Genomic DNA, 19,570 nt, shown 5'->3' with positions numbered 1-19,570 from the left:
GATCACGGGACAGGACCTAGTCGGCCGGGTGCCAGGGGGCGCCGGGGACGACCAGGGGGTCGCCGGTCACCGGGTCGGGGACGACGACGCAGGTGAGGCCGAAGACCTCGTGGACGAGGTCGGCGGTGACGACGTCGCGGGGGGCGCCCTGGGCGATGACGCGGCCCGCCTTCATGGCGACCAGGTGGTCGGCGTAGCGGGCCGCCTGGTTGAGGTCGTGCAGGACGGCGACGACGGTGCGGGCGCGTTCGCGGTTGAGCCGCCGCACCAGGTCCAGGACCTCGACCTGGTGGGCGATGTCGAGGTAGGTGGTCGGCTCGTCGAGCAGGAGGAGGTCGGTGTCCTGGGCGAGGGCCATGGCGATCCAGACCCGCTGGCGCTGGCCGCCGGACAGCTCGTCGACCGGCCGCTCGGCGAGCGCGGCGACGTCCGTGCGCTCCATCGCCTCGGTGACGGCCCGCTCGTCGTCGTCCGACCACTGCTGCCACCACTTCTGGTGCGGCTGCCGTCCGCGCGCGACGAGGTCCGCGACGGTGATCCCCTCCGGGGGCGTCGGCGTCTGCGGCAGCAGCCCGATCGTGCGGGCGATCTGCTTGGTGGGGAGGCGGGACAGCTCGACGCCGTCCAGGAGGACCGCGCCGCGGCGGGGCTTGAGCAGCCTCCCGAGGGCGCGCAGCAGGGTGGACTTGCCGCAGGCGTTGGGGCCGACGACGACCGTCACCTTCCCCTGCGGTATCTCCAGGTCGAGGCCGTCGACGACGGTGCGGCTCTCGTACGACAGGGTGAGGCCCTGCGCCTTCAGGCGGTTGCCGGTCATGTTCTGCCTCCGGAACGGCTTCGGACGATCAGCCACAAGAGATACGGGGCGCCCACGGCGGCGGTGAGCACGCCGACCGGCAGTTCGATCGGCGCGAACAGCCTGCGGGCCAGCAGGTCCGCCAGGACGACGATGAGCGCGCCCATCAGCGCCGAGCACAGCAGGGGGATCTGGGCGCCGCGGGTCAGGCGGCGGACGATCTGCGGGGCGAGCAGCGCCACGAAGTCGACCGGGCCCGCGGTGGCGGTCGCCACGGACGCCAGGACGACGCCGAGCGCGACGAGGCCGAGCCGGACGCGGCCGAGGCGGACGCCCAGGGCGGTCGCGGTGTCGTCGTCGAGGGACATGTCGCGCTGGGCGCGCGCCACCCACAGCAGCGGCACGAGGAGCAGCAGCAGGACCGCCGCGAGGGGCGCGGCCTGGTCGTAGCCGCGGCCGTTGAGCGATCCGGTGAGCCAGACCTTGGCCTGCTCGGCGATGAGGAAGTCGCCCTTGGTCAGGAACAGCTGGGTCAGGGACGACATGGCCGCCGAGAACCCGATGCCGATCAGCACGAAGTGGGTGGCCCGCAGCCCGTTCCGCCAGGCGAAGACGTAGACCAGGAGGGCCGCGGCGATGCCGCCGCCCAGGGACACCAGCGGCAGCGCCGCGTAGGAGGTGATCCCGAAGGTGAACGCGGCGACCGTCGCCGCGCCCGCGCCGTGCGACACCCCGATGATGTCGGGGCTGGCGAGCGGGTTGCGCGCCACCGTCTGGATCAGGGCCCCGGCCAGGCCGAAGGCCGCGCCGACCAGCAGGCCGACGACCAGGCGCGGCAGCCGCAGCGTGCCCACCACGAGTTCGTCGGGGCTCGGCTGCCCGAGCAGCACGCGCACGACCTCCGCCGGGGAGACGAAGGACTCCCCCACGCTCAGGGACGCGATGACGACGACCGCCAGCGCGGCGGCCAGCGCGAACGCCACGGCGGCGGAGCGGCGGTGCAGCAGGAAGGCCGCCCGCCCCGCCTTGACGGCTGCGTATCCGGCGGGCCTCATGCCGCGACCACCGACTTCCGCCGCACGATGGCGACCAGGAAGGGCACGCCCAGCAGCGCCGTCATGACGCCCACCGGCACCTCCGAGGGCGGGAAGAGGACGCGGCCGACGACGTCCGGGATCAGGATGAGCGCGGGCCCGATCAGGGCGGCCATGGGCAGCAGCCAGCGGTGGTCGGTGCCGACCGCCGCGCGCGCCATGTGCGGGACGGCCAGGCCGGCGAAGACGACGGGTCCGGCCGCGGCGACGGCGACGCCCGTCAGGACGGTGGCGCCGAGGGCGCCCAGGATCCGCATCAGGGGGACGTTGTGGCCGAGCCCCTTGGCGGCGTCGTCGCCCAGGGCCAGCGCGTCCAGGCTGCGCGCCATCACGGCCACCAGCAGCAGCCCGGCGAGCAGGAACGGCCAGGTCTGCGCGGCGACCTCGGGTCCGCGGCCGCTGATCGAGCCGACCTGCCAGAACCGGAACTCGTCCAGCGCGCGCCCGTTGGTGATCATGATGCCCGAGACCAGCGCGGCCAGGAAGGCGTTCATCGCCGCGCCGGCCAGGGCCAGCTTGACGGGTGTCGCGCCGCCGCGGCCGCTGCCGGCGAAGAGGTAGACGGCGACGGCCGCGACCGCCGCTCCGGCGAAGGCGAACCCCACGTATCCGGTCAGCGTGTGCACTCCGGCGAAGGCGATCGCGCAGATGACGCCGAGCGACGCCCCCTGGCTGATCCCCAGGATGCCCGGCTCGGCGATGGGGTTGCGGGTGATGCCCTGCATCACCGCGCCCGCCAGGGCCAGGGCGACGCCGACCATGACGCCGATGACCGTGCGCGGCACGCGCAGCGACCGCACGACGTAGGCGTCGTCGGTGGCGCCGCCGTGCAGCAGGGCGTCCAGCGCCGCGGCCGGGGAGATCGAGCGGCTGCCGACCATGAGGCTGAGCAGCACGGCGAGCAGCAGCAGGAGCACGCCCGCCGCCAGCCAGCCGAGGCGGCGCCCGGTCTGCCGGACCGGGCGCCGTGTCGTCTTCTTCGTCACTCCGCGGCCGAGAGGTCCTTCTGGATCTCGTCCAGGATCACGCCCGCGCCGGTGTAGCCGATGCCGAGCATCCACAGGGTGTCGTCGACCTTGAAGACCTTGCCGTTCTTCACCGCGTCGAGCTTCTTCCACAGCGGTCCGCCGGTGATGCCGGTCTCCTTGGCCGCCTCGGGCGAGCCGTAGGTGGAGTAGAAGATGACGTCCGCGTTGGCCTTGTCGACCTGCTCGGGGCTGATGTCGAGCGAGAAGCCCGTGGTGTCCTGGTTGGCGGGCCGCCCGACGCCCAGGTCGGCGAAGATCGAGCCGACGAACGTGTCGTTCAGGTAGAGCCGGGTGTCGGCGCCCTCGATGAAGCGCACGAAGCCGACCTTGGTGGCCTTGGCCTTCTCGGCGCCGCCGAGCGCCTCGGCGGTCTCGCCGACGCGGGTCTCGTAGTCCGTGACGACCTTCTTCGCCTCGTCCTTCTTGCCCAGGGCGTCGGCGTGCAGCTCGAAGTTCTCGCGCCATGCCGGGCCGGTGGTCTCGGTGAGGACGGTCGGCGCGATGGCGGTCAGCGCCGTGTAGTTCTTCTCGTCGCGGACCTTGTTGCTCAGGATCAGGTCCGGCTTCAGCGCGGCGATCGCCTCCAGGTTCGGCTGGCCGATGAGCCCGACCTGCTTGACGCCCGCCACCTTGTCCTCGGGCAGGTAGGTGGAGAGCGGCGCGTCCGCGAAGGCCGTCGTCGCGCCGACCGGGGTGACCCCCAGCGTGACGGCCGAGTCCAGCGCGTCGGTGTCCAGCACCACGACCCTCTGCGGGTTCCCCGGAACCTGCACGTCGCCCATGACCGTGGTCACCGTGCGCTTCGCGGCATCCGAAGACGACGCCTTCGTGTCGTCGGAGGAGCCGCAGGCGGTGGTGACGGCGAGCGCGGCGGCCGCAAGGGTCGCCATCGCGTTGCGGCGGTTGAGGATTCTGGACATGGAAAGTGACCTCTCGGGCAACACAGGGAGGGCCCCGAACATGACGGGGAGTTTTTACTTAGGTAAAGCTAACCTTAACAAAGCCCCAGGTCATTCAGGACGAACCCACCCCGATGCGGCGCGACCTGGAACCTCTACGCGGCCTTGGACAGGGTGGACCTGTCCGTCCGGGACGTGGCCCGGTCGAGCGTCGCGGGCACGGTCACGGCTCGCCGTCCGTCGCGGCGCGGCCACAGAAGGAGGGCTCCGACGGCGCCCGCCCCGGCGAGGACCGCGAGGACGGACCAGGTGAGGGCGAAGCCGGCGTTCGTACCGAGCCGGCCCGCGATGGGGTAGGTGACCAGCCAGGCCAGGTGCGACAGGGAGAACTGGGCCGCGAAGGTCTCGGGGATCGCGTCCGGTTCGACGGAGTCGCGCAGGACCTTGCCGGTCGGTGTGACGATCAGCGCCATTCCGGCGCCGATCACGGCCCAGACGATCGCCGTCCCCGCCCATGCGGCCAGGCCGGTCGCGAGGAGGGCCGCCGCGGCGGTCGTGCCGCCGACGAGGACCGCGGCGCCGGCCAGCATGACGGTGCGGGCGGCGAGCCGGTCGAGCACGCGGGGCAGCACGAGGGCGGCCAGAAGGGTTCCGGAGCCGGACGCGGCGAGCATCCATGCGACGTCCGACTGCGAGCCGCCGAGTTCGTCGCGGACGTGGTTGACGGTGTTGACGACGACGATCGACCCCGCCGCCGCGACCACGAGGTTGAGCGCCATGACGCCGCGCAGCCGAGGTGTCCTGAGGAACGTCCTGATCCCGGCCGCCGCCTTGTCCCACACCCCGGTGCGGACGCTGGGGCGGGCGTCGGGGATGCGCGTCGCCAGGACGAGCAGCGCCGAGAGGAGGAATCCGGCGGAGGTGCCCAGGAACAGCCAGTTGAAGCTGATGAACGCCAGGGCGACGGCCGTCAGTACGGGGCTGAGCAGGCTCTCCATGGTGTAGGCGACCTGGGAGGCGGACAGAGCGCGCGTGTAGTCGGACTCATCGGTGACGATGTCGGGGATGACGGCCTGGAACGTCGGGGTGAACGCCGCGGACGCGGCCTGGAGCAGGCCGACCAGGACGTAGATGTGCCAGACCTCGGTGACGAACGGCAGTGCCAGGACCACCGCGGCGCGCACCATGTCGAGGAGGACCAGGAGGGTTCTTCTGGGGAGCCGGTCGACGTACGCGGCGGCGAGGGGCGCTATGGCCACGTACATGACCATCTTGACGGTCAGGGCGGTGCCGAGGACCGTGCCGGCGCGCGGGCCGGCGAGGTCGTAGGCGAGCAGTCCGAGGGCCACGGTGGTCAGGCCGGTGCCGAACAAGGCGATGACCTGGGCGCTGAACAGGTGGCGGTAGGCGCGGATGGTGAACAGTCGCATGGCGGGTTCCTTCCGTGTCCATGCGGCGGGGCACGGCCCCGGGTGGCGGGCCGTGCCCCGCGAATCGGGGCGGGGGCGTTTCTATGCACCGGCGTCGTTCTCCGGTGTGAGGCCGGCGAGCAGGTTGAAGGCGCCGGTGAGGACGTTGAGCGCGACGACGCCGACGACGTCGGCTATCTCGCGGTCGCTGTAGCCGTGCTCGCGCAGTGCGGTGACCTGCTCGTCGGTGATCGACGCCGGCTCGCGGTAGACCTGGAGGGCGAGGGCGATGATCGCCGCGATCGCGGGATCGGCCGAGGTGCCCGCACGGGCCCGCTCGATCTCCTCCTCGGCCACTCCCCTCGCGCGGGCGGCGCTGACGTGCGCGTCGAGACACAGCCCGCATCCCTGCAGGGTCTGGACGGCGATCGAGATCCGTTCGCCGGTCCCGCGGTCGAGCTTGGCTCGCTTCATGGCCCGGCTGAGCTGGAGGTAGCCGCCCAGGACGGCGGGCGAGTGCGCCATCGTGGAGACCATGTCGCCGATCCGGCCGTGGCGGGAGACCAGGTCGGCGAGGAGGCCGCGCGAGGCGCCGACCGCCGTGTCGGGTGTGAGTCGGGTCAGGCGTGGCATGACGGTCCTTTTCCCGTGGAAGGTGTGCTGACGTCCATGCGGTCAGTGGTGCGCGTGCGCGTGGTGCCCGTGGTGGCCGTGGTGGCCCCCGTGCCCGGGTGCGGCCTGGGGCGCCGCCTCTGAGCGGGGGGCGGCCGCGGTCGTCCGCACCGTGAACTCAGCCGTCCGGACGACGTCGTCGTGCTGGAAGTCCAGGTAGAGACGGTAGGCGCCGCCCGACGGCGCAGCGGCCGTGAAGGTGATCGCGGGCCCCGGCTCGGCGGTGCCGTCACCGGGCGCGCCCTCCGGGTGGACGTGCAGGTAGCCCAGGTCGCCCACCCTCAGCGCCACCAGGTGCCCGTACGCGCCCAGGTAGGGCTGCAGGTCGGTGACGGGCTCACCGCCGCGGCTGACGGTGAGCGTCAGGTCGCCTGCTTCGCCGGGCACGAGCGCGCCGTCGAGGGTGACGGTGTAATCGCCGACGCGAGCGGTGCGGTTCTCCTCGGGAAGCGGCCGCGGGTCGTACCGTCCGGCGACCGAGGCGTCGGCCCCCAGAGTCAGGGAACCCCCGTGGCCGTCCGGGTGGATGTCGGCGAAGAACCTCCAGGCCCCCGGTTCCAGGGACACTTCGGCGCTCCAGGTGCCCTTCTCGTCCATCACCGGGTGCACATGCTGGAACCCGGTCGTGTCGCGCCGCACGGCGATGAAGTGCAGTTCCTTCTCGTGCTCGGGCGTGAACCGGGTGACCGGCCGTCCGTCGGGGCCGGCCACCCGGAAGGTGACCGTCTGCGCCCCGGCGGGGAGGATCGTCGAGTCGAGTTCGAAGGTGTACCCGTCTTCGGAGACCGAGAGCCCCCCGGGCCGGGCTTCGCCGTGGCCTGCGTGGCCGGTCGTCTCGTGTCCGGAATGGTGCTTCATGATGCCTCCACCTGGGTGATGTGTCGTCCGTGCTCGGCGTACCGGCTCCAACAACATACCCCCGGGGGGTATTTCCGTCTACGGGGTCCGGACAGCGACATGCCGCAGGACGCCGACAGCGCTACCGCGGACCGAGGGGATCCGGGGCGGGGAGGGCGAGGACGGCCAGCGCCGTCGCGGTGACGATGCCGGCGGCGTCCTCGGCCTCCAGGCGCTGGGCGCGGCTCTCCTCCGCGGCGCCCTTCAGGATGTGGTGCACGACGTTGACCAGCCATGTCATCGGCAGGTCGGTGCGGAAGACGCCCTGGGCCTGGCCGCGGCGGACGAGGTCTTCGACGCGCTGGGCGGGGGCGGCGTGCAGTTCGAGGATGCGCTCGGCGGGAAGCACCTCCCGGGCCGCGCCCAGGAGCACCGCCGATTCGGCCACCAGCGACCAGCTGGAGTGCAGCAGGCGGGCCAGGGCCTGTCGCGCGTCCCCGGTGAGGTCGACGGCCGCCAACGCCTCCTCGCCGGCGCGCAGCGCGTCGGCCAGCGCCGCCTCGACCAGTGCGGCGCGGTTGCCGAAGTGGCCGTAGAGCGTCATCCGCCCCACCCCGGCGGCCTTGGCGATGTCGTCGAGGCCGGCGTTCGGGTCGCCGCTCAGGCATGCGCGTGCCGCGGTGACGATGCGGGCGATGCTGCGCTCGGCGTCTGCGCGGCGGCGGGGGCGGTCGGCGGTCGGCATGCCCACACCCTAACTCGTATGAGTAAGTACGTGTTACTCTCCCCGCGACCGCAAAGTCGTACTCATGAGTACGAGTTAAGGGAGGGGTTCGCCATGACCCGACAGTCCGATCCGCCCACCCGTGGAGACCAGGCCTCCACCGCGCCGCAGGAGGCGGCGCATCCGCTGCGGTGGCGCCTTCTGGGGTTCCTCGGGGTGGCCCAGCTGATGCTGATCCTCGACGTCACCGTCGTGGCCATCGCGCTCCCGCACATCGAGGCCGATCTGGGGCTGGGCCGCCAGGCCGTGGCCTGGACGGTCACCGCCTACACCCTGGCCTTCGGCGGCCTGATGCTGCTGGGCGGCCGGATCGCCGACCTGGTCGGGGCCAAGCCGGTGGTGGTCGCGGGCCTGGCGGTCTTCGTCGCCGGATCGCTGGCGACCGGAGCGGCCGACTCGGCCGGGATGCTGCTGGGCGGGCGCGCGGCCCAGGGCGTGGGCGCGGCGCTGCTGTCACCGGCGGCGCTGTCGCTGGTGGTGGGCCTGTTCGACGGAGAGGAGCGCAACCGGGCGCTGGGGGTGTGGTCGGCGCTCGGCGGCGGAGGCGCGGCCCTGGGCGTGCTGCTGGGCGGGCTGATCACCGCCGGGCCGGGCTGGCCGTGGGTCTTCTACGTCAACGTGCCCATCGGACTGGTGATCCTGGCGGCCCTGGCCCGGCTGCTGCCGCGCCGGGGCGCGACCGGTCCGCGCCCCCGGCTGGACGTGCTCGGCGCGCTGCTGGTCACCGCCGCCTCCGGCACGCTGATCTTCGCGCTCATCCGCGCCGGAGACCACGGCTGGCTCACCGCCGCCACCGGCCTGCTCCTCCTGGCGGCCGCCGCCGGCTACGCGGTGTTCGCGCTCTGGCAGAAGAAGGCGCGCTCGCCGCTGATGGACGTGGCGATGCTGGCCCGCCGCCCCGTGGCCGCGGGCGCGTTCCTCATCCTGATGGCCACCGCCCTGGTGATCGCGGCGTTCCTCCTCGGCACCTTCTACTTCCAGCACACCCGCGGCTACGGCGCCCTGCACACCGGCCTGCTGTTCCTGCCCGTCGCCCTGGCGACGATGGCCGGAGCCGACCTCACCGGCCGGGCCCTGGGCGCCGCCGGAGCACGCCGCCTGGCCGTGGCCGGCCTGCTCGCCTCCGCGGTCGGGATGGCCGTGCCGGTGCTGTCGCTCGGCCCGGTGACGGTCACGGTCGGGATGGCGGTCGCGGGAGCGGGAGCCGGAGCGCTGTTCGTGGTCGCCTCGGCCACCGCGCTGGGCCGGGTCGCCCCGCACGAGTCCGGCATCGCCTCCGGGATCGTCAGCACCTTCCACGAGTTCGGCGCCTCCCTCGGCGCGGCCGTCATCTCCAGCGTCGCCGCCGCCGCCATCGCCGGCCGCGCCCTGGGCGGCTTCACCGACGGCTTCCTCCTGGCCGCCGCCGCGGCCGCCCTCGCGGCCTTGGTGGCGGCGGCCCTGACCCCCGGCCGCCCCTGACCCCGAACGGCGTCCCGTGCCCGACCCTCATCGGGCCGGGGCGGGCGCCCCGGCCCGGAAGGTGCTCCGGTAGGCCGTGGGGGCCACGCCCAGGGCGGCGTGCAGGTGCTGGCGCAGGGAGGCGGCGGTGCCCAGGCCGCTGTGCCGGGCGACCTCGTCCACCGGCAGATCGGTGGCCTCCAGGAGGTGGCGGGCGTGGTCCACGCGCTGCTGGGTCAGCCATTTGGCGGGGCTGTGGCCGGTCTCCTCGCGGAAGCGGCGGGTGAGCGTGCGGGGGCTCATGCCGGCGCGCGCGGCGAGGTCGGCCACGGTGATCGGCTCGGCGAGGCGGGCCAGAGCCCAGGCGCGGGCCGGAGCGGTGCCTTCGGCTCCGGGGGCGGGGATGGGGCGTTCGATGAACTGGGCCTGGCCTCCGGGCCGGTAGGGGGCGGCCACGCAGCGGCGGGCCGTGCGGTTGGCCACCGCGCTGCCGTGGTCGCTGCGGATCACGTGGAGGCAGAGGTCGATGCCCGAGACGACGCCCGCCGAGGTCAGGACGTCGCCGTCGTCGACGAACAGGACGTCGGGATTCAGTTTCACGGCCGGGAAGAGGCGCGCGAACCTCTCCGCGTTGCGCCAGTGCGTCGTGGCCGGGCGGCCGTCCAGGAGGCCCGCGGCGGCCAGGACGAAGGCTCCGGTGCAGATGGACATCAGGCGGGCGGGGGTGGCCCGCAGCGCCTCGCGGACGTCCTCGCGCAGGGTTCCGTCGCGCAGGGGCGAGCCGCCGTGGATGCCCGGCACGACGACCGTGTCGGCGGTGGCCAGGAGGGAGAGGTCGTGGTCGGGGACCACGCTGTAGCCGGTGCGGCAGCGCACGGGCTCGCCACCGGGACTGCAGGTGAGCACCTCGTAGTCGGCGGGCGGTTCGGCGACCCGGAAGACGTGGCCGGGGATGCCCAGGTCGAGGGTGGAGAAGTCGTCCAGGGCCAGGACGGCGATGCGGTGCGGCATGCCCGGTACAGTACGCCGACCACTGGCCGGAATCTTGCGATAGTTGGCGTTCGGGCCACTCGCCGGGATTTCCCGACTCCTCAAGAATTCTGGACATGAAGCTGCACAGGGCATGGATCGTCGCGGGCGTCGCGCTCGTGGCGATCATGGGCGCCGCGGGATTCCGTGCCACTCCGGGCGTCATGATCAACCCGCTCCGCGCGGAGTTCGGGTGGTCCACCGGCACGATCTCGCTGGCCGTCTCGGTCAACCTCCTGCTGTACGGGCTGACGGCGCCGTTCGCCGCCGCCCTGATGGACCGGTTCGGCATGCGGCAGGTCGTCACGGCGGCGCTGGTGCTGATCGCGGCGGGCAGCGGCCTCACCGTCTGGATGAGCGCGAGCTGGCAGCTCGTCGCCCTGTGGGGCGTCCTGGTCGGGCTGGGCACCGGCTCCATGGCGCTGGTCTTCGCCGCGACCCTCGTCAACCGGTGGTTCGCGCGGCATCAGAGCCTCGTCATGGGGGTGCTGACGGCGGGCGGCGCGACCGGTCAGCTGGTCTTCCTGCCGCTTCTGGCCTCCCTGGCCGAGGAGCAGAGCTGGCGTTTCGCCTCGGTGGCGGTCGCGGTGGCCGCGCTGGCCGTCGTGCCGCTGGTGTGGTTCCTGCTGCGCGACACCCCGGAGGAGATCGGGCTCACCGCCCTGGGTGCCGACACGCCCGCCGTGCACGAGCGGCGGCCGGGGGCCGCGGGGCGGGCGCTGCGGACGTTGCGGGAGGCCTCGCGCAGCCGCGGCTTCTGGTACCTGATGGCGGGGTTCTTCGTCTGTGGGGCCAGCACCAACGGCCTCGTCGGCACCCACTTCATCCCCGCCGCCCACGACCACGGCATGAGTGAGCCCGCCGCCGCGGGCCTGCTGGCGGTCATCGGGGTCTTCGACATCGCCGGGACCGTCTTCAGCGGCTGGCTCAGCGACCGCGTGGACCCGGGCAGGCTGCTGGTGGCCTACTACGGGCTGCGCGGCATGTCACTGCTGGTGCTGCCGCAGCTGTTCGCCGCCTCCGTCGAGCCGACGATGCTGCTGTTCATCGTCTTCTACGGCCTGGACTGGGTGGCGACGGTCCCGCCGACGGTCGCGCTGTGCCAGCGGTTGTTCGGGAAGGACGGCTCGATCGTGTTCGGCTGGGTGTTCGCCTCGCACATGATCGGAGCCGCCTTCGCCTCGGCCGTCGCCGGGTTCCTCCGGGACGAGCACGGCAGCTACGACGTGGCCTGGTACGGGGCCGGCGTGCTGTGCATCGCCGCGGCGTTCGTCTCCGCCAACCTCCGTACCAGGCCCCCGGTCAGAAAATCCCCTGTCCCGGCGTGAGGATGTTCGCCGGGTCGTAGGTGCGCTTGGCGGCGCGGAAGGCGGGCCAGGCGTCGCCGAAGTGCCGCCGCCAGTCGTCGCGGCTGAACGGGACCGCCCCGGTCGCGTACCGGCCTCCTCCGGCGGCGCGGACCCGCTCGTAGAGGGCGCGGTTGGCGGCGACCATCGTGGCGGCGTCGGCGGAGCCGGGCGAGGCGGTGCGCAGCAGCCCGAACAGGAAGGTGTGCTTCTCCTCGGCCAGCCGCACCAGAGGCGCCCGGACCCTGGCGGTGGGGATCGGGTAGAGCAGGATGACCGCGCTCTGCCCGATCAGCTCCGGGGTCAGCTCCGGCAGCGTCTCCGCGACCAGCTCCTCGGTCTTCGAGCCGGGCAGGAAGGCGTCGATCCACGGGTGGGGGCGCGCCCACTCGCCGAGCTGGATGAGGATCTCCACGACCGGGGCTATCCGGTTGAGGAAGTCGAAGTAAGGCAGGTCGTCGATCGCCGCCGAGGCGTGGCCCAGGTCGCCGATGAGCCGCTCGTCGTCGGCGGGCGTCGCGTCGAAGGCCACCGCCTCCATCACGTACGCCCAGGAGCCGTCCTCTGCGCGGCTGAGAGAGCCCTCCAGATACCCGAACCTCCCCTCGTCGACCATCCGCCTCTGGACGGCCGTGAGGGCCTCCAGCGTCGGGTACGTGAGGTTGTAGCGCCGCACCGCCGCGGGCGCGGGGGTCAGCCGGACGACGGCCTCGACGATGATCCCGACCTGGCCCAGGCCGCCGCGCACCGCGTCGAAGAGGTCGCGGCGGCGGGTCGGCGAGCAGGTCACCAGCTCGCCCTTCCCGGTCACGACCGTCAGCTCCAGCACGTTGTCGACCTGCGCGCCGTGGTGGCCGACCGCGCCGCCGAACCCGCCGAGCGACAGGGTGCCGCCGACGGACAGGCCCAGGTAGTCGGTGAGCACGGGCGGGGTCCTGCCTTCGGCCAGCGCGGCCCGCACCAGCGCCAGCCAGGTGGCTCCCCCGCCGACGACCGCGCGGTCGCCCCGGATCTCGATGGCGTCCAGCGTCCCGAGGTCGACGACCAGGCCGCCCGCCACCTGGCACTGGCCGTGGACGCTGTGGCCCTGGCCGCGTCCGGCCACCTGGACGCCGTGGCGGCGGCAGTACTTCACCATGGCGGCCACGTCGCGGACCGAGCCCGGTTCCAGGACGGCCCGCGGCCGCCTGCTGACGATGTGGCCGAAGTCGTCGGCGGCCGCGTCCAGCGCGGCGGCGTCGAGGCGGAGCCGCCCGTCCAGCGGGGGCAGCCGGTCGAAGGGACCGCCGGCGTGCGCGGCGGTGACCCAGGTCCGGGACACGGGATCGAGGCCGAGGACGAGCGCGCCCGTCACGAGGCCGGTGATGACGGAGCGGCGGCCGGGTTCCGGCACAGTGGCACCTCCTGCAAGATCCGTTCAGACCACCTGAAAGGATCTTGGCAAGAATCTCACTACAGAATGTCCGAGATTGTAAATTTGCGGCACTGTGCCCACGGGAACCCCGGAGGAACGGGAGCATGCAGTCAACACGGGAGAGTCGCCAGGCGGCCGCCTTCGACCATATCGGCGCCCGTTACGACGAGGCGTTCCCGCACAAGGAGGGCCAGATCCTGGCCGGCGAGTGGCTGCTCGCCCGGCTCGCCCCCGGATCCGCCGTGCTCGACCTCGGCTGCGGCACCGGCCTGCCGACCGCCGCGCAGCTGGCCGGAGCCGGTCACCGCGTCACCGGCGTCGACTACTCCGCCGAGATGGTCCGCCTGGCCCGGGAGAACGTTCCGCGGGGCGAGTTCCGGCAGATCGACCTGTGCGACGTCGAGGGCGAGTACGACGCCGTCATCGCGTTCTTCCTCCTGCTGATGTATCCGCTGGAGGAGTTCCCCGCCGCCCTCGCGCGCATGCACCGGCTGGTGCGGCCCGGCGGCCTGTTCTGCCTGTCCATGGTCGAGGCCGACCTCGACGACCACCCCCTGGCCTTCCTGGGCGAGGAGGTGCGCGTCTCCGCCCTGCTGCGCGACGAGCTGCGGGACGAGGTCACCGCCGCCGGGTTCGCCATCGAGGAGGAGCAGGTGCTCAGCTACGCGCCCGCCTCCACCCAGGCCGTCCCCGAAGTCCAGCTCTTCCTCTCCTGCCGCCGCCCATGACCGCCGCCGAGCCCCTGCGCGACCGGCTGTCCTACCTGGGGCGGGCGGCCACCCGGATCGGCACCCGGCTCGACGCCGGTGCCAGCGCCCGCGCCCTGGCCGCCGCCCTCGTGCCGCAGCTGGCCGACACCGTCACCGTCTACCTGCTGGAGGGCCTGTTCACCGGCGAGCGGCTGGACGGCTCGGCCGGGCTGCGCCTGGTGACCGGCCCCAAGCAGCCCGAGGAGCTCGCCCGCGAGGTCATGCGGCTCGACGCCCCGCTGCAGGACGGCACGCTGCTGGCCGTGCCCATGAAGGTGCGCGGCCGCACCCTGGGCGCCGTCCTGCTGGAGCGCGCGCGGGCGCCGCACGACGAGATCGACGTCATGATGGCCGAGCAGCTCGCCGACCAGGCGGCGCTCGCCGCCGACAACGCCCACCGCTACCGGGTCGAGGCCACCGCCGCCGACACCCTCCAGCGCAGCATGCTGCCGACCGTCCTGCCCCGCTTCACCGGCATCGAGCTGACCCACCGCTACCTGCCGGCCAGCGACCACGCCCGGGTCGGCGGCGACTGGTTCGACGCGATCGCGCTGCCCGGCAGCCGCGTCGCGCTGGTCGTCGGCGACGTCATGGGCCACGGCATGCGCTCGGCGGCGATCATGGGCCAGCTCCGCACGTCCGTGCACACCCTGGCCGCCCTGGACCTGCCGCCCGACCAGCTGCTGCGCCAGCTCGACGGGCTCGCCCAGGAGCTGGGCGAGAACCACCTCGCCACCTGCCTGTACGCGGTGTACGACCCGGTGGCCCGGCGGGTGACCTTCGCCAACGCCGGGCACCTGCCGCCCGTCCTGGTCCGCCGCGACGGCCGCGCCGAGCTGCTGCCGGTGCCCGCGGGCGTGCCGATCGGGGTGGGCGGGGTGGCCTTCGAGCCGATCGAGTTCCCGGTGCGCGACGGCGACCGGCTGGTGCTGTGCACCGACGGCCTGGTGGAGGTGCGCGGCCGCGACCTCATGGACGGGCTGGGCGAGCTGTGCGGCGTGCTCGACGCCCGGCGGCTGCCGCTGGACGCCCAGTGCGAGGAGGTGCTGCGCGTCCTGCCGGTCCGCGGGCAGCAGGACGACGACGTCGCGCTGCTCATGGCCGACCTGAACGGCATCCCGGCCACGCGCATCGCCCGCTGGATGCTGCGGCCCCGGCCCATCACCCCGGCCCGGGTGCGCCGGCTGATCCGCGCCACCCTCACCTCCTGGGGACTGGAGGAGCACAGCGAGCACGCCGAGCTGCTCGCCACCGAGCTGGTCACCAACGCCGTCCGCTACGCCGCCCGCCCCATCGAGCTGCGCCTGCTGCACACCGACGGCCTGCTGGTGGAGGTCAGCGACGACGAGCACGGCCTGCCGGTGCTGCGCCACGCCGACGCCGACGACGAGGGCGGGCGCGGCATCCAGCTGGTCTCCCGGCTGGCCCACCAGTGGGGCGCGACCCGCACCGCCACCGGCAAGATCGTCTGGTTCCGGCTGAACACCCAGTCCGACGGCCCCTAGTCCCGGACAGCCCTCGGACGGCCCTCAGACGCGGACGGTCGTCACCGGGAGGGAGGAGTCGGCCGGGATGTCCAGGCGGGAGTCGTGCACGCCGGAGGCGACGAGCTCGGCGCCGAGGGCGGCGACCATGGCGCCGTTGTCGGTGCACAGGCCGGGGCGGGGCACCCGCAGCCGGATCCCCGCCTTGTCGCAGCGCTGCTTGGCCATCTCCCGCAGCCGGGAGTTGGCCGCGACGCCGCCGCCGATCTGGAGGTGGTCGACGTCGTGCGCCTTGCAGACCGCGACGGCCTTGCGGGTGAGCACGTCCACGACGGCCTCCTGGAACGAGGCGGCCACGTCCGCGATCGGGACGGGCTCCCCGGCCCGCTCCTTGGCCTCCACCCAGCGGGCCACCGCCGACTTCAGGCCGGAGAAGGAGAAGTCGTAGGTGCCGTCGTCGAGCTTGCCGCGGGGGAAGGTGATCGCCGCGGGGTCGCCCGACCGGGCCGTGCGGTCGATGATCGGGCCGCCGGGGAAGCCGAGGTCCAGCACGCGGGCGACCTTGTCGAACGCCTCGCCCGCGGCGTCGTCGACGGTCGAGCCCAGGGAGCGGACGTCGGTGGCGACGTCGGGGACCAGCAGCAGCGAGGAGTGGCCGCCGGAGACCAGCAGCGACACGCACGGCTTGGGCAGCGGGCCGTGCTCCAGCTGGTCGACGGCCACGTGCGCGGCCAGGTGGTTCACCCCGTACAGGGGCTTGCCCAGGGCCAGCGCGTAGGCCTTGGCGGCGGCGACGCCGACCATGAGCGTGCCGGCCAGGCCGGGGCCCGCGGTGACCGCGATGGCGTCCAGGTCGTCCAGGGTCACGCCCGCGGTCTTCAGCGCCCGCTCGATCGTCGGGGTCATCGCCTCCAGGTGGGCGCGGGAGGCCACCTCGGGCACCACCCCGCCGAACCTGGCGTGCAGGTCGACGCTGGAGGCGACGGTGTCGGCGAGCAGGGTGTGGCCCTGGACGATGCCGATGCCCGTCTCGTCGCAGGAGGTCTCGATGCCCAGCACCAGGGGTTCGCTCATGGTCTGTCCCTCCTCATCACGATCGCGTCCACGCCGGACGGCTGGTAGTAGCGCTTGCGGACGCCTATCCGCACGAAGCCGAACTTCTCGTACAGGCGCTGCGCCGGTCCGTTGTCGGCGCGGACCTCCAGGAACACCGCGCGGCAGCCGCGCCGGGCGGCCTCGGCGAGCAGCTCGGCCAGCAGCTCCGCGCCCAGGCCCGCGCCCTGGTGGGCGGTGCGGACGCCGATGGTCTGGATGTCGCCCTCGTCGGCCGCGGCGGCCAGCCCGCCGTAGCCGACGACCTTCCCGTCCCGCTCCAGCACCACGTAGTACCGGGTGCGGGGCTGCTCGGCCAGCTCGCCCAGCAGCATGGCCTCGGTCCACGCCTCGTCGGTGAAGAGCTCGTGCTCGATCTCCATCGCGGCGGGCAGGTCGGCCTCGGTCATCGGCCTGATCACTGGATCGCCTTCTTCCGCGGCCCGATCTCCTGGGCGTCGGGCCGGCGCAGGTACAGCGGCTCGGGCGCCAGCAGCGGCAGGCCGGGGCGGCCCGACAGGCGGATGATCGCGATCTCGGCGATCGCCGCGGCCGAGGGCATCAGCGGCTCGCGCGGCTCGCCCAGGACCGCCGGGTACAGCGCGGCGCCCTCGCCGTACACCGGAAGGCCCGGCTCGGCGGCCTCGGCGGGCGGCCCGACGGCGGGCTCGGTGACCCGGCGGGCGTAGGAGTCGTACCGCGCCCAGTAGACCTCCTTGCGCCGGGCGTCGGTCGCCACGACGAAGGGCTCGTCGCTGCCGGTGGCCCAGGCGACGGCGTCCAGGGTGCAGACCCCGTGGACCGGGATCTTCAGCGCGTCGCCCAGCGCGTGCGCGGTGGCCAGGCCGACCCGCAGCCCGGTGTAGGGGCCGGGGCCGACGCCCACCGCGATCGCCCGCAGCTGCCGGGGGGAGGCGCCCGCCTCGGCCAGGACCTGGGAGATCGAGGGCGTCAGGACCTCGGCGTGGCGCTGTCTGCCCATCCCGCGCACGCTGCCGCGGGCGTAGACGGTGTCACCCGGACGCCATTCGTAGAGGGCGACGGTGACCGCCGAGGTCGCGGTGTCGAAAGCCAGTACCAGCACGGCCGTCAAGCTTATCCGCTCGCCGGTCAGGCGGCGGCCGCGCGCACCGCCTCCACGACCGCTCCGGCCGCCTGGCGGGCGCCTTCGAGGCACGGATCCGCGTCCGGCAGGGTGTCGTTCTTGCCGCTGCCGCCGTAACTCACCGTGATCAGCACGTTGCCGACCTGGGCGTGGACGATGCCCTGGCCCTGGTACCTCTCGGTGATGAACAGCTCGTACGCCTGCTCGCCGACGTCCGCGACCTGCTTGAAGTGCTGCAGCCGCTGGCCCGAGAGCAATCCCTCGCCCCCCTCGTCGGCCGAGGCCTCCTCCTGGAACAGGGACTTGGCCTGCTCGATGCCCTGGCCGCCGGGGATGCCGCGCAGCTCGACGGACAGCTCCCGGGCGGACTCCGTGCCCACGCCGCCCCAGCTGCACTTGGAGTAGTCGTCGGTCTCGCTTCCCTCGTGCGGCCGCGCGGTGCTGCCGGGCGCCAGCCGGCCCGCGACGTCCTCGGGCACCGTGTCGCAGGCCGAGGGCACGACCCTCAGCGGGGTGAAGGTGGCGTCGGGGTGGGCCTGGGCGTTCTGCTGGCTGCGCGCCGGCTGGATGCGCTCCTCCGGCGAGGTGCCCGCGCTGCGCAGGATGAAGAGCCCGGCCACGGCGCAGACCGCGAGGACGACGGTCAGCGCGCCGCCCAGCAGAATCGCCATGCTCCGCTCGGAGCCGCTGGATCTGCGTCTCTGACCACCCATGGAGGACTCCCATGCCCGTTGCCGAGATATCAGGAGAAGTAACCCGTTACTGCGCTGAAGAGGTTACGACATCCAACTGCAACTTAAGAAGTACCTCCCAGGAGGTTCTCAACCAGAAGAAACACCTTTTTTCACCATGGAACGCTCCCGGACCACCGTTCGCCCACCCCGATGACCGCCACCTCGCGCTCCTCGCCCTCGCCCACCCGCTCCAGCCGGATCTCCAGCCGGTCCTCGGCGAGCTCCTCCACCATGCCCTCGCCCCACTCCACGACGGTGACGGCCTCCTCCAGCGAGGCGTCCAGGTCGAGATCGTCCACCTCCGCCAGGCCGCCCAGGCGGTAGGCGTCCACGTGCACCAGCGGGGGACCGGCCGACAGCGACGGGTGCACCCGGGCGATCACGAAGGTCGGCGAGGTGATCGGCCCCCGCACGTCCAGGCCCGCGCCGATCCCCTGGGTCAGCGTGGTCTTGCCCGCGCCCAGCCCTCCGGAGAGCACCACCAGGTCGCCCGGGCGCAGCCGCCCCGCCAGCTCCCTGCCGAAGCGGTGCATCTCCTCGGCCGTCTCGATCCGCACTAGTCTTTCCGCCTTCCGCGTCCGCCGTTGCCGTTCCGTCCGCCGCCCGCCGCCCTCTCCACCAGCCTGCGCAGCGCGGCGGTCACCGTGTCCGGGTGCTCCAGGGGCAGCAGGTGCCCCGCCGCCTCCACGCCGACGAACTCCGCGTCGTCCAGCAGCTCGGCGATCAGCTCGCCGTGCGCCCTGGGCGTGAGCAGGTCGGCGCCCCCCGACATGACCAGGACCGGCACCTTCGTCAGCACCTCCAGCGCCGCGCGCTTGTCATGCCGCATGAGCGAAGGGTAGAACTCGGCGATCACGTCGATGGGCGTGACGCGGATCATCTGCTCCACGAAGTCCACGATCGCGGGGCTGATCCTGCGGTCGGCGAAGCCCATCCGGCGGATCACGAAGAACGCCAGGTCGGCGCCGACCTCGCGGGCGGGGTCCACGATCTGCTTGCGGCGGCCCAGCCCCTGCACCACGCGGGGCGCGAACGGGCGCACCAGCTTGGCCAGCACCAGCGGGAACCCCAGCGTCATCTCGTGGACGTCGCCGGTGGAGGTGTTGACCAGGCCGACGCCCAGGACCCGCGAGCCGAACAGCTCAGGCTCCCGGTCGGCCAGCGCCATGATCGACATCCCGCCCATGGAGTGGCCGACCAGCACGACCGGCTCGTCCGGGCGGACCGTGGCGCGCAGCACCGCCGCCAGGTCGGCGCCGGTCTGGTCGATGGTGGCGTTGGCGGGCTTGCTGCGCCCCGACGCGCCGTGGCTGCGCTGGTCCCAGAAGACCCGGCGGAACTCCGCCAGGTCGCGGCGCTGGAAGTGCCAGGTGTCCTGGGTCAGGCAGTAGCCGTGGCAGAAGACCAGCGTCGGCAGGCCCGGCCGCCGCACGGCCGGCTCGTCGATCTCCACGTACAGCGGGAGCCCGTCGTCGGCCAGCACCGTCAGCGGCTCGCCGCACCGCACCCCGAAGGGCTCGCCCGCGTACGGGTCGGGCTGCAGCCGGACCCGGCCGACCGCCGCCCGGCGTGCCGCGACCGCCGCGCTCCACCAGTCGATCCTGGCGCAGGATCTGCCCGCCGCACCGTCGCGCACCCGGCCGCGCACCAACCTGCCG

At 73.3% G+C, this 19,570-nt stretch carries 20 protein-coding genes; 4 read left to right on the top strand and 16 right to left on the bottom strand.

What is annotated here, in order from left to right:
* Positions 1–16: 16 nt before the first annotated feature.
* The 8 genes from ABD140_RS08515 to ABD140_RS08480 form a co-directional block, all read right to left on the bottom strand.
* Entirely contained in the window at positions 17–817 is an 801-nt protein-coding gene (locus tag ABD140_RS08515; protein ID WP_344238587.1) for an ABC transporter ATP-binding protein, read from the bottom strand.
* Entirely contained in the window at positions 814–1,851 is a 1,038-nt protein-coding gene (locus ABD140_RS08510; RefSeq protein ID WP_344238585.1) for a FecCD family ABC transporter permease, read from the bottom strand. Before ABD140_RS08510 ends, ABD140_RS08515 begins: the two co-directional genes overlap by 4 nt.
* Entirely contained in the window at positions 1,848–2,876 is a 1,029-nt protein-coding gene (locus ABD140_RS08505; RefSeq protein WP_344238583.1) for a FecCD family ABC transporter permease, read from the bottom strand. The genes ABD140_RS08510 and ABD140_RS08505 overlap by 4 nt, the downstream gene beginning before the upstream one ends.
* On the bottom strand, positions 2,873–3,838 hold the full coding sequence (locus tag ABD140_RS08500) for an ABC transporter substrate-binding protein (RefSeq protein WP_344238581.1): 966 nt from the start codon (positions 3,836–3,838) through the stop codon (positions 2,873–2,875). Before ABD140_RS08500 ends, ABD140_RS08505 begins: the two co-directional genes overlap by 4 nt.
* Before the next feature lie 134 nt (positions 3,839–3,972).
* The gene (locus ABD140_RS08495; RefSeq protein ID WP_344238579.1) at positions 3,973–5,247 is read right to left on the bottom strand and encodes an MFS transporter; all 1,275 of its coding nucleotides are present in this window, start codon (positions 5,245–5,247) and stop codon (positions 3,973–3,975) included.
* Positions 5,248–5,328: 81 nt separating this feature from the next.
* Positions 5,329–5,859: a carboxymuconolactone decarboxylase family protein gene (locus ABD140_RS08490; protein ID WP_344238577.1), complete on the bottom strand. Its 531-nt coding sequence runs from the start codon at positions 5,857–5,859 to the stop codon at positions 5,329–5,331.
* 42 nt (positions 5,860–5,901) lie between these two features.
* On the bottom strand, positions 5,902–6,756 hold the full coding sequence (locus ABD140_RS08485; protein WP_344238575.1) for a hypothetical protein: 855 nt from the start codon (positions 6,754–6,756) through the stop codon (positions 5,902–5,904).
* A gap of 121 nt (positions 6,757–6,877) precedes the next feature.
* Positions 6,878–7,480 carry a TetR/AcrR family transcriptional regulator gene (locus tag ABD140_RS08480; RefSeq protein ID WP_344238573.1) on the bottom strand — a complete coding sequence of 201 codons (603 nt, stop codon included), beginning with the start codon at positions 7,478–7,480 and terminating at the stop codon, positions 6,878–6,880.
* A gap of 93 nt (positions 7,481–7,573) precedes the next feature.
* Between ABD140_RS08480 and ABD140_RS08475 the strand changes: the two genes are divergently transcribed.
* Complete coding sequence (locus ABD140_RS08475; RefSeq protein WP_344238571.1) at positions 7,574–8,980, top strand: MFS transporter; 1,407 nt, start codon at positions 7,574–7,576, stop codon at positions 8,978–8,980.
* Positions 8,981–9,007: 27 nt separating this feature from the next.
* Here ABD140_RS08475 and ABD140_RS08470 read toward each other — a convergent pair whose 3' ends face one another.
* A complete protein-coding gene (locus ABD140_RS08470; protein WP_344238569.1) occupies positions 9,008–9,970 on the bottom strand; it encodes a GlxA family transcriptional regulator in 963 nt (320 codons plus the stop codon).
* A gap of 95 nt (positions 9,971–10,065) precedes the next feature.
* Here ABD140_RS08470 and ABD140_RS08465 point away from each other — a divergent pair, with 95 nt between their 5' ends.
* Positions 10,066–11,316, top strand: a complete 1,251-nt coding sequence (locus ABD140_RS08465) for an MFS transporter (RefSeq protein WP_344238567.1) — start codon at positions 10,066–10,068, stop codon at positions 11,314–11,316.
* Here the strand turns inward: ABD140_RS08465 and ABD140_RS08460 are convergent.
* Positions 11,291–12,727, bottom strand: a complete 1,437-nt coding sequence (locus tag ABD140_RS08460; RefSeq protein ID WP_344238565.1) for an FAD-binding protein — start codon at positions 12,725–12,727, stop codon at positions 11,291–11,293. The genes ABD140_RS08465 and ABD140_RS08460 overlap by 26 nt on opposite strands.
* 125 nt (positions 12,728–12,852) lie before the next feature.
* Between ABD140_RS08460 and ABD140_RS08455 the strand changes: the two genes are divergently transcribed.
* Both ABD140_RS08455 and ABD140_RS08450 read left to right on the top strand, forming a co-directional pair.
* Positions 12,853–13,476: a class I SAM-dependent DNA methyltransferase gene (locus ABD140_RS08455; RefSeq protein ID WP_344238563.1), complete on the top strand. Its 624-nt coding sequence runs from the start codon at positions 12,853–12,855 to the stop codon at positions 13,474–13,476.
* Entirely contained in the window at positions 13,473–15,002 is a 1,530-nt protein-coding gene (locus ABD140_RS08450; RefSeq protein WP_344238561.1) for an ATP-binding SpoIIE family protein phosphatase, read from the top strand. The genes ABD140_RS08455 and ABD140_RS08450 overlap by 4 nt, the downstream gene beginning before the upstream one ends.
* Positions 15,003–15,026: 24 nt before the next feature.
* Here ABD140_RS08450 and tsaD read toward each other — a convergent pair whose 3' ends face one another.
* From tsaD to ABD140_RS08420, 6 genes are all read right to left on the bottom strand, one after another.
* Complete coding sequence (gene tsaD, locus ABD140_RS08445) at positions 15,027–16,055, bottom strand: tRNA (adenosine(37)-N6)-threonylcarbamoyltransferase complex transferase subunit TsaD (protein WP_344238559.1); 1,029 nt, start codon at positions 16,053–16,055, stop codon at positions 15,027–15,029.
* A complete protein-coding gene (gene rimI, locus ABD140_RS08440) occupies positions 16,052–16,483 on the bottom strand; it encodes a ribosomal protein S18-alanine N-acetyltransferase (RefSeq protein WP_344239138.1) in 432 nt (143 codons plus the stop codon). Before rimI ends, tsaD begins: the two co-directional genes overlap by 4 nt.
* An 8-nt stretch (positions 16,484–16,491) precedes the next feature.
* Positions 16,492–17,157, bottom strand: coding sequence for a tRNA (adenosine(37)-N6)-threonylcarbamoyltransferase complex dimerization subunit type 1 TsaB (gene tsaB / locus ABD140_RS08435; RefSeq protein ID WP_344238557.1), 666 nt, complete (start codon positions 17,155–17,157; stop codon positions 16,492–16,494).
* Positions 17,158–17,183: 26 nt separating this feature from the next.
* On the bottom strand, positions 17,184–17,891 hold the full coding sequence (locus ABD140_RS08430; RefSeq protein ID WP_344238555.1) for a hypothetical protein: 708 nt from the start codon (positions 17,889–17,891) through the stop codon (positions 17,184–17,186).
* Positions 17,892–18,022: 131 nt separating this feature from the next.
* Positions 18,023–18,469 (bottom strand): tRNA (adenosine(37)-N6)-threonylcarbamoyltransferase complex ATPase subunit type 1 TsaE, encoded by a 447-nt coding sequence (tsaE, locus tag ABD140_RS08425; protein WP_344238553.1) that lies wholly within the window; start codon positions 18,467–18,469, stop codon positions 18,023–18,025.
* The coding region (locus ABD140_RS08420; protein ID WP_344238550.1) for an alpha/beta fold hydrolase at positions 18,469–19,570 on the bottom strand (1,102 nt) is incomplete at its 5' end. The genes tsaE and ABD140_RS08420, both read right to left, overlap by 1 nt.

Origin of the sequence: Actinocorallia libanotica (assembly GCF_039525175.1) — a bacterium.
Taxonomy (GTDB): Bacteria; Actinomycetota; Actinomycetes; order Streptosporangiales; family Streptosporangiaceae; genus Actinocorallia; species Actinocorallia libanotica.
Note: the sequence above shows the minus strand (reverse complement) of the source record. Positions and strands in the feature narration are given on the sequence as shown.

Coding starts and splice junctions, on each gene's coding strand:
- ABD140_RS08485 (WP_344238575.1), bottom strand. CDS start 6,756: ATGAAGCACCATTCCGGACACGAGACGACCGGCCACGCAGGCCACGGC.
- ABD140_RS08500 (WP_344238581.1), bottom strand. CDS start 3,838: ATGTCCAGAATCCTCAACCGCCGCAACGCGATGGCGACCCTTGCGGCC.
- rimI (WP_344239138.1), bottom strand. CDS start 16,483: ATGACCGAGGCCGACCTGCCCGCCGCGATGGAGATCGAGCACGAGCTC.
- ABD140_RS08515 (WP_344238587.1), bottom strand. CDS start 817: ATGACCGGCAACCGCCTGAAGGCGCAGGGCCTCACCCTGTCGTACGAG.
- ABD140_RS08455 (WP_344238563.1), top strand. CDS start 12,853: ATGCAGTCAACACGGGAGAGTCGCCAGGCGGCCGCCTTCGACCATATC.
- ABD140_RS08490 (WP_344238577.1), bottom strand. CDS start 5,859: ATGCCACGCCTGACCCGACTCACACCCGACACGGCGGTCGGCGCCTCG.
- tsaD (WP_344238559.1), bottom strand. CDS start 16,055: ATGAGCGAACCCCTGGTGCTGGGCATCGAGACCTCCTGCGACGAGACG.
- ABD140_RS08430 (WP_344238555.1), bottom strand. CDS start 17,891: ATGGGTGGTCAGAGACGCAGATCCAGCGGCTCCGAGCGGAGCATGGCG.
- ABD140_RS08475 (WP_344238571.1), top strand. CDS start 7,574: ATGACCCGACAGTCCGATCCGCCCACCCGTGGAGACCAGGCCTCCACC.
- ABD140_RS08465 (WP_344238567.1), top strand. CDS start 10,066: ATGAAGCTGCACAGGGCATGGATCGTCGCGGGCGTCGCGCTCGTGGCG.
- ABD140_RS08495 (WP_344238579.1), bottom strand. CDS start 5,247: ATGCGACTGTTCACCATCCGCGCCTACCGCCACCTGTTCAGCGCCCAG.
- ABD140_RS08470 (WP_344238569.1), bottom strand. CDS start 9,970: ATGCCGCACCGCATCGCCGTCCTGGCCCTGGACGACTTCTCCACCCTC.
- ABD140_RS08480 (WP_344238573.1), bottom strand. CDS start 7,480: ATGCCGACCGCCGACCGCCCCCGCCGCCGCGCAGACGCCGAGCGCAGC.
- ABD140_RS08510 (WP_344238585.1), bottom strand. CDS start 1,851: ATGAGGCCCGCCGGATACGCAGCCGTCAAGGCGGGGCGGGCGGCCTTC.
- ABD140_RS08450 (WP_344238561.1), top strand. CDS start 13,473: ATGACCGCCGCCGAGCCCCTGCGCGACCGGCTGTCCTACCTGGGGCGG.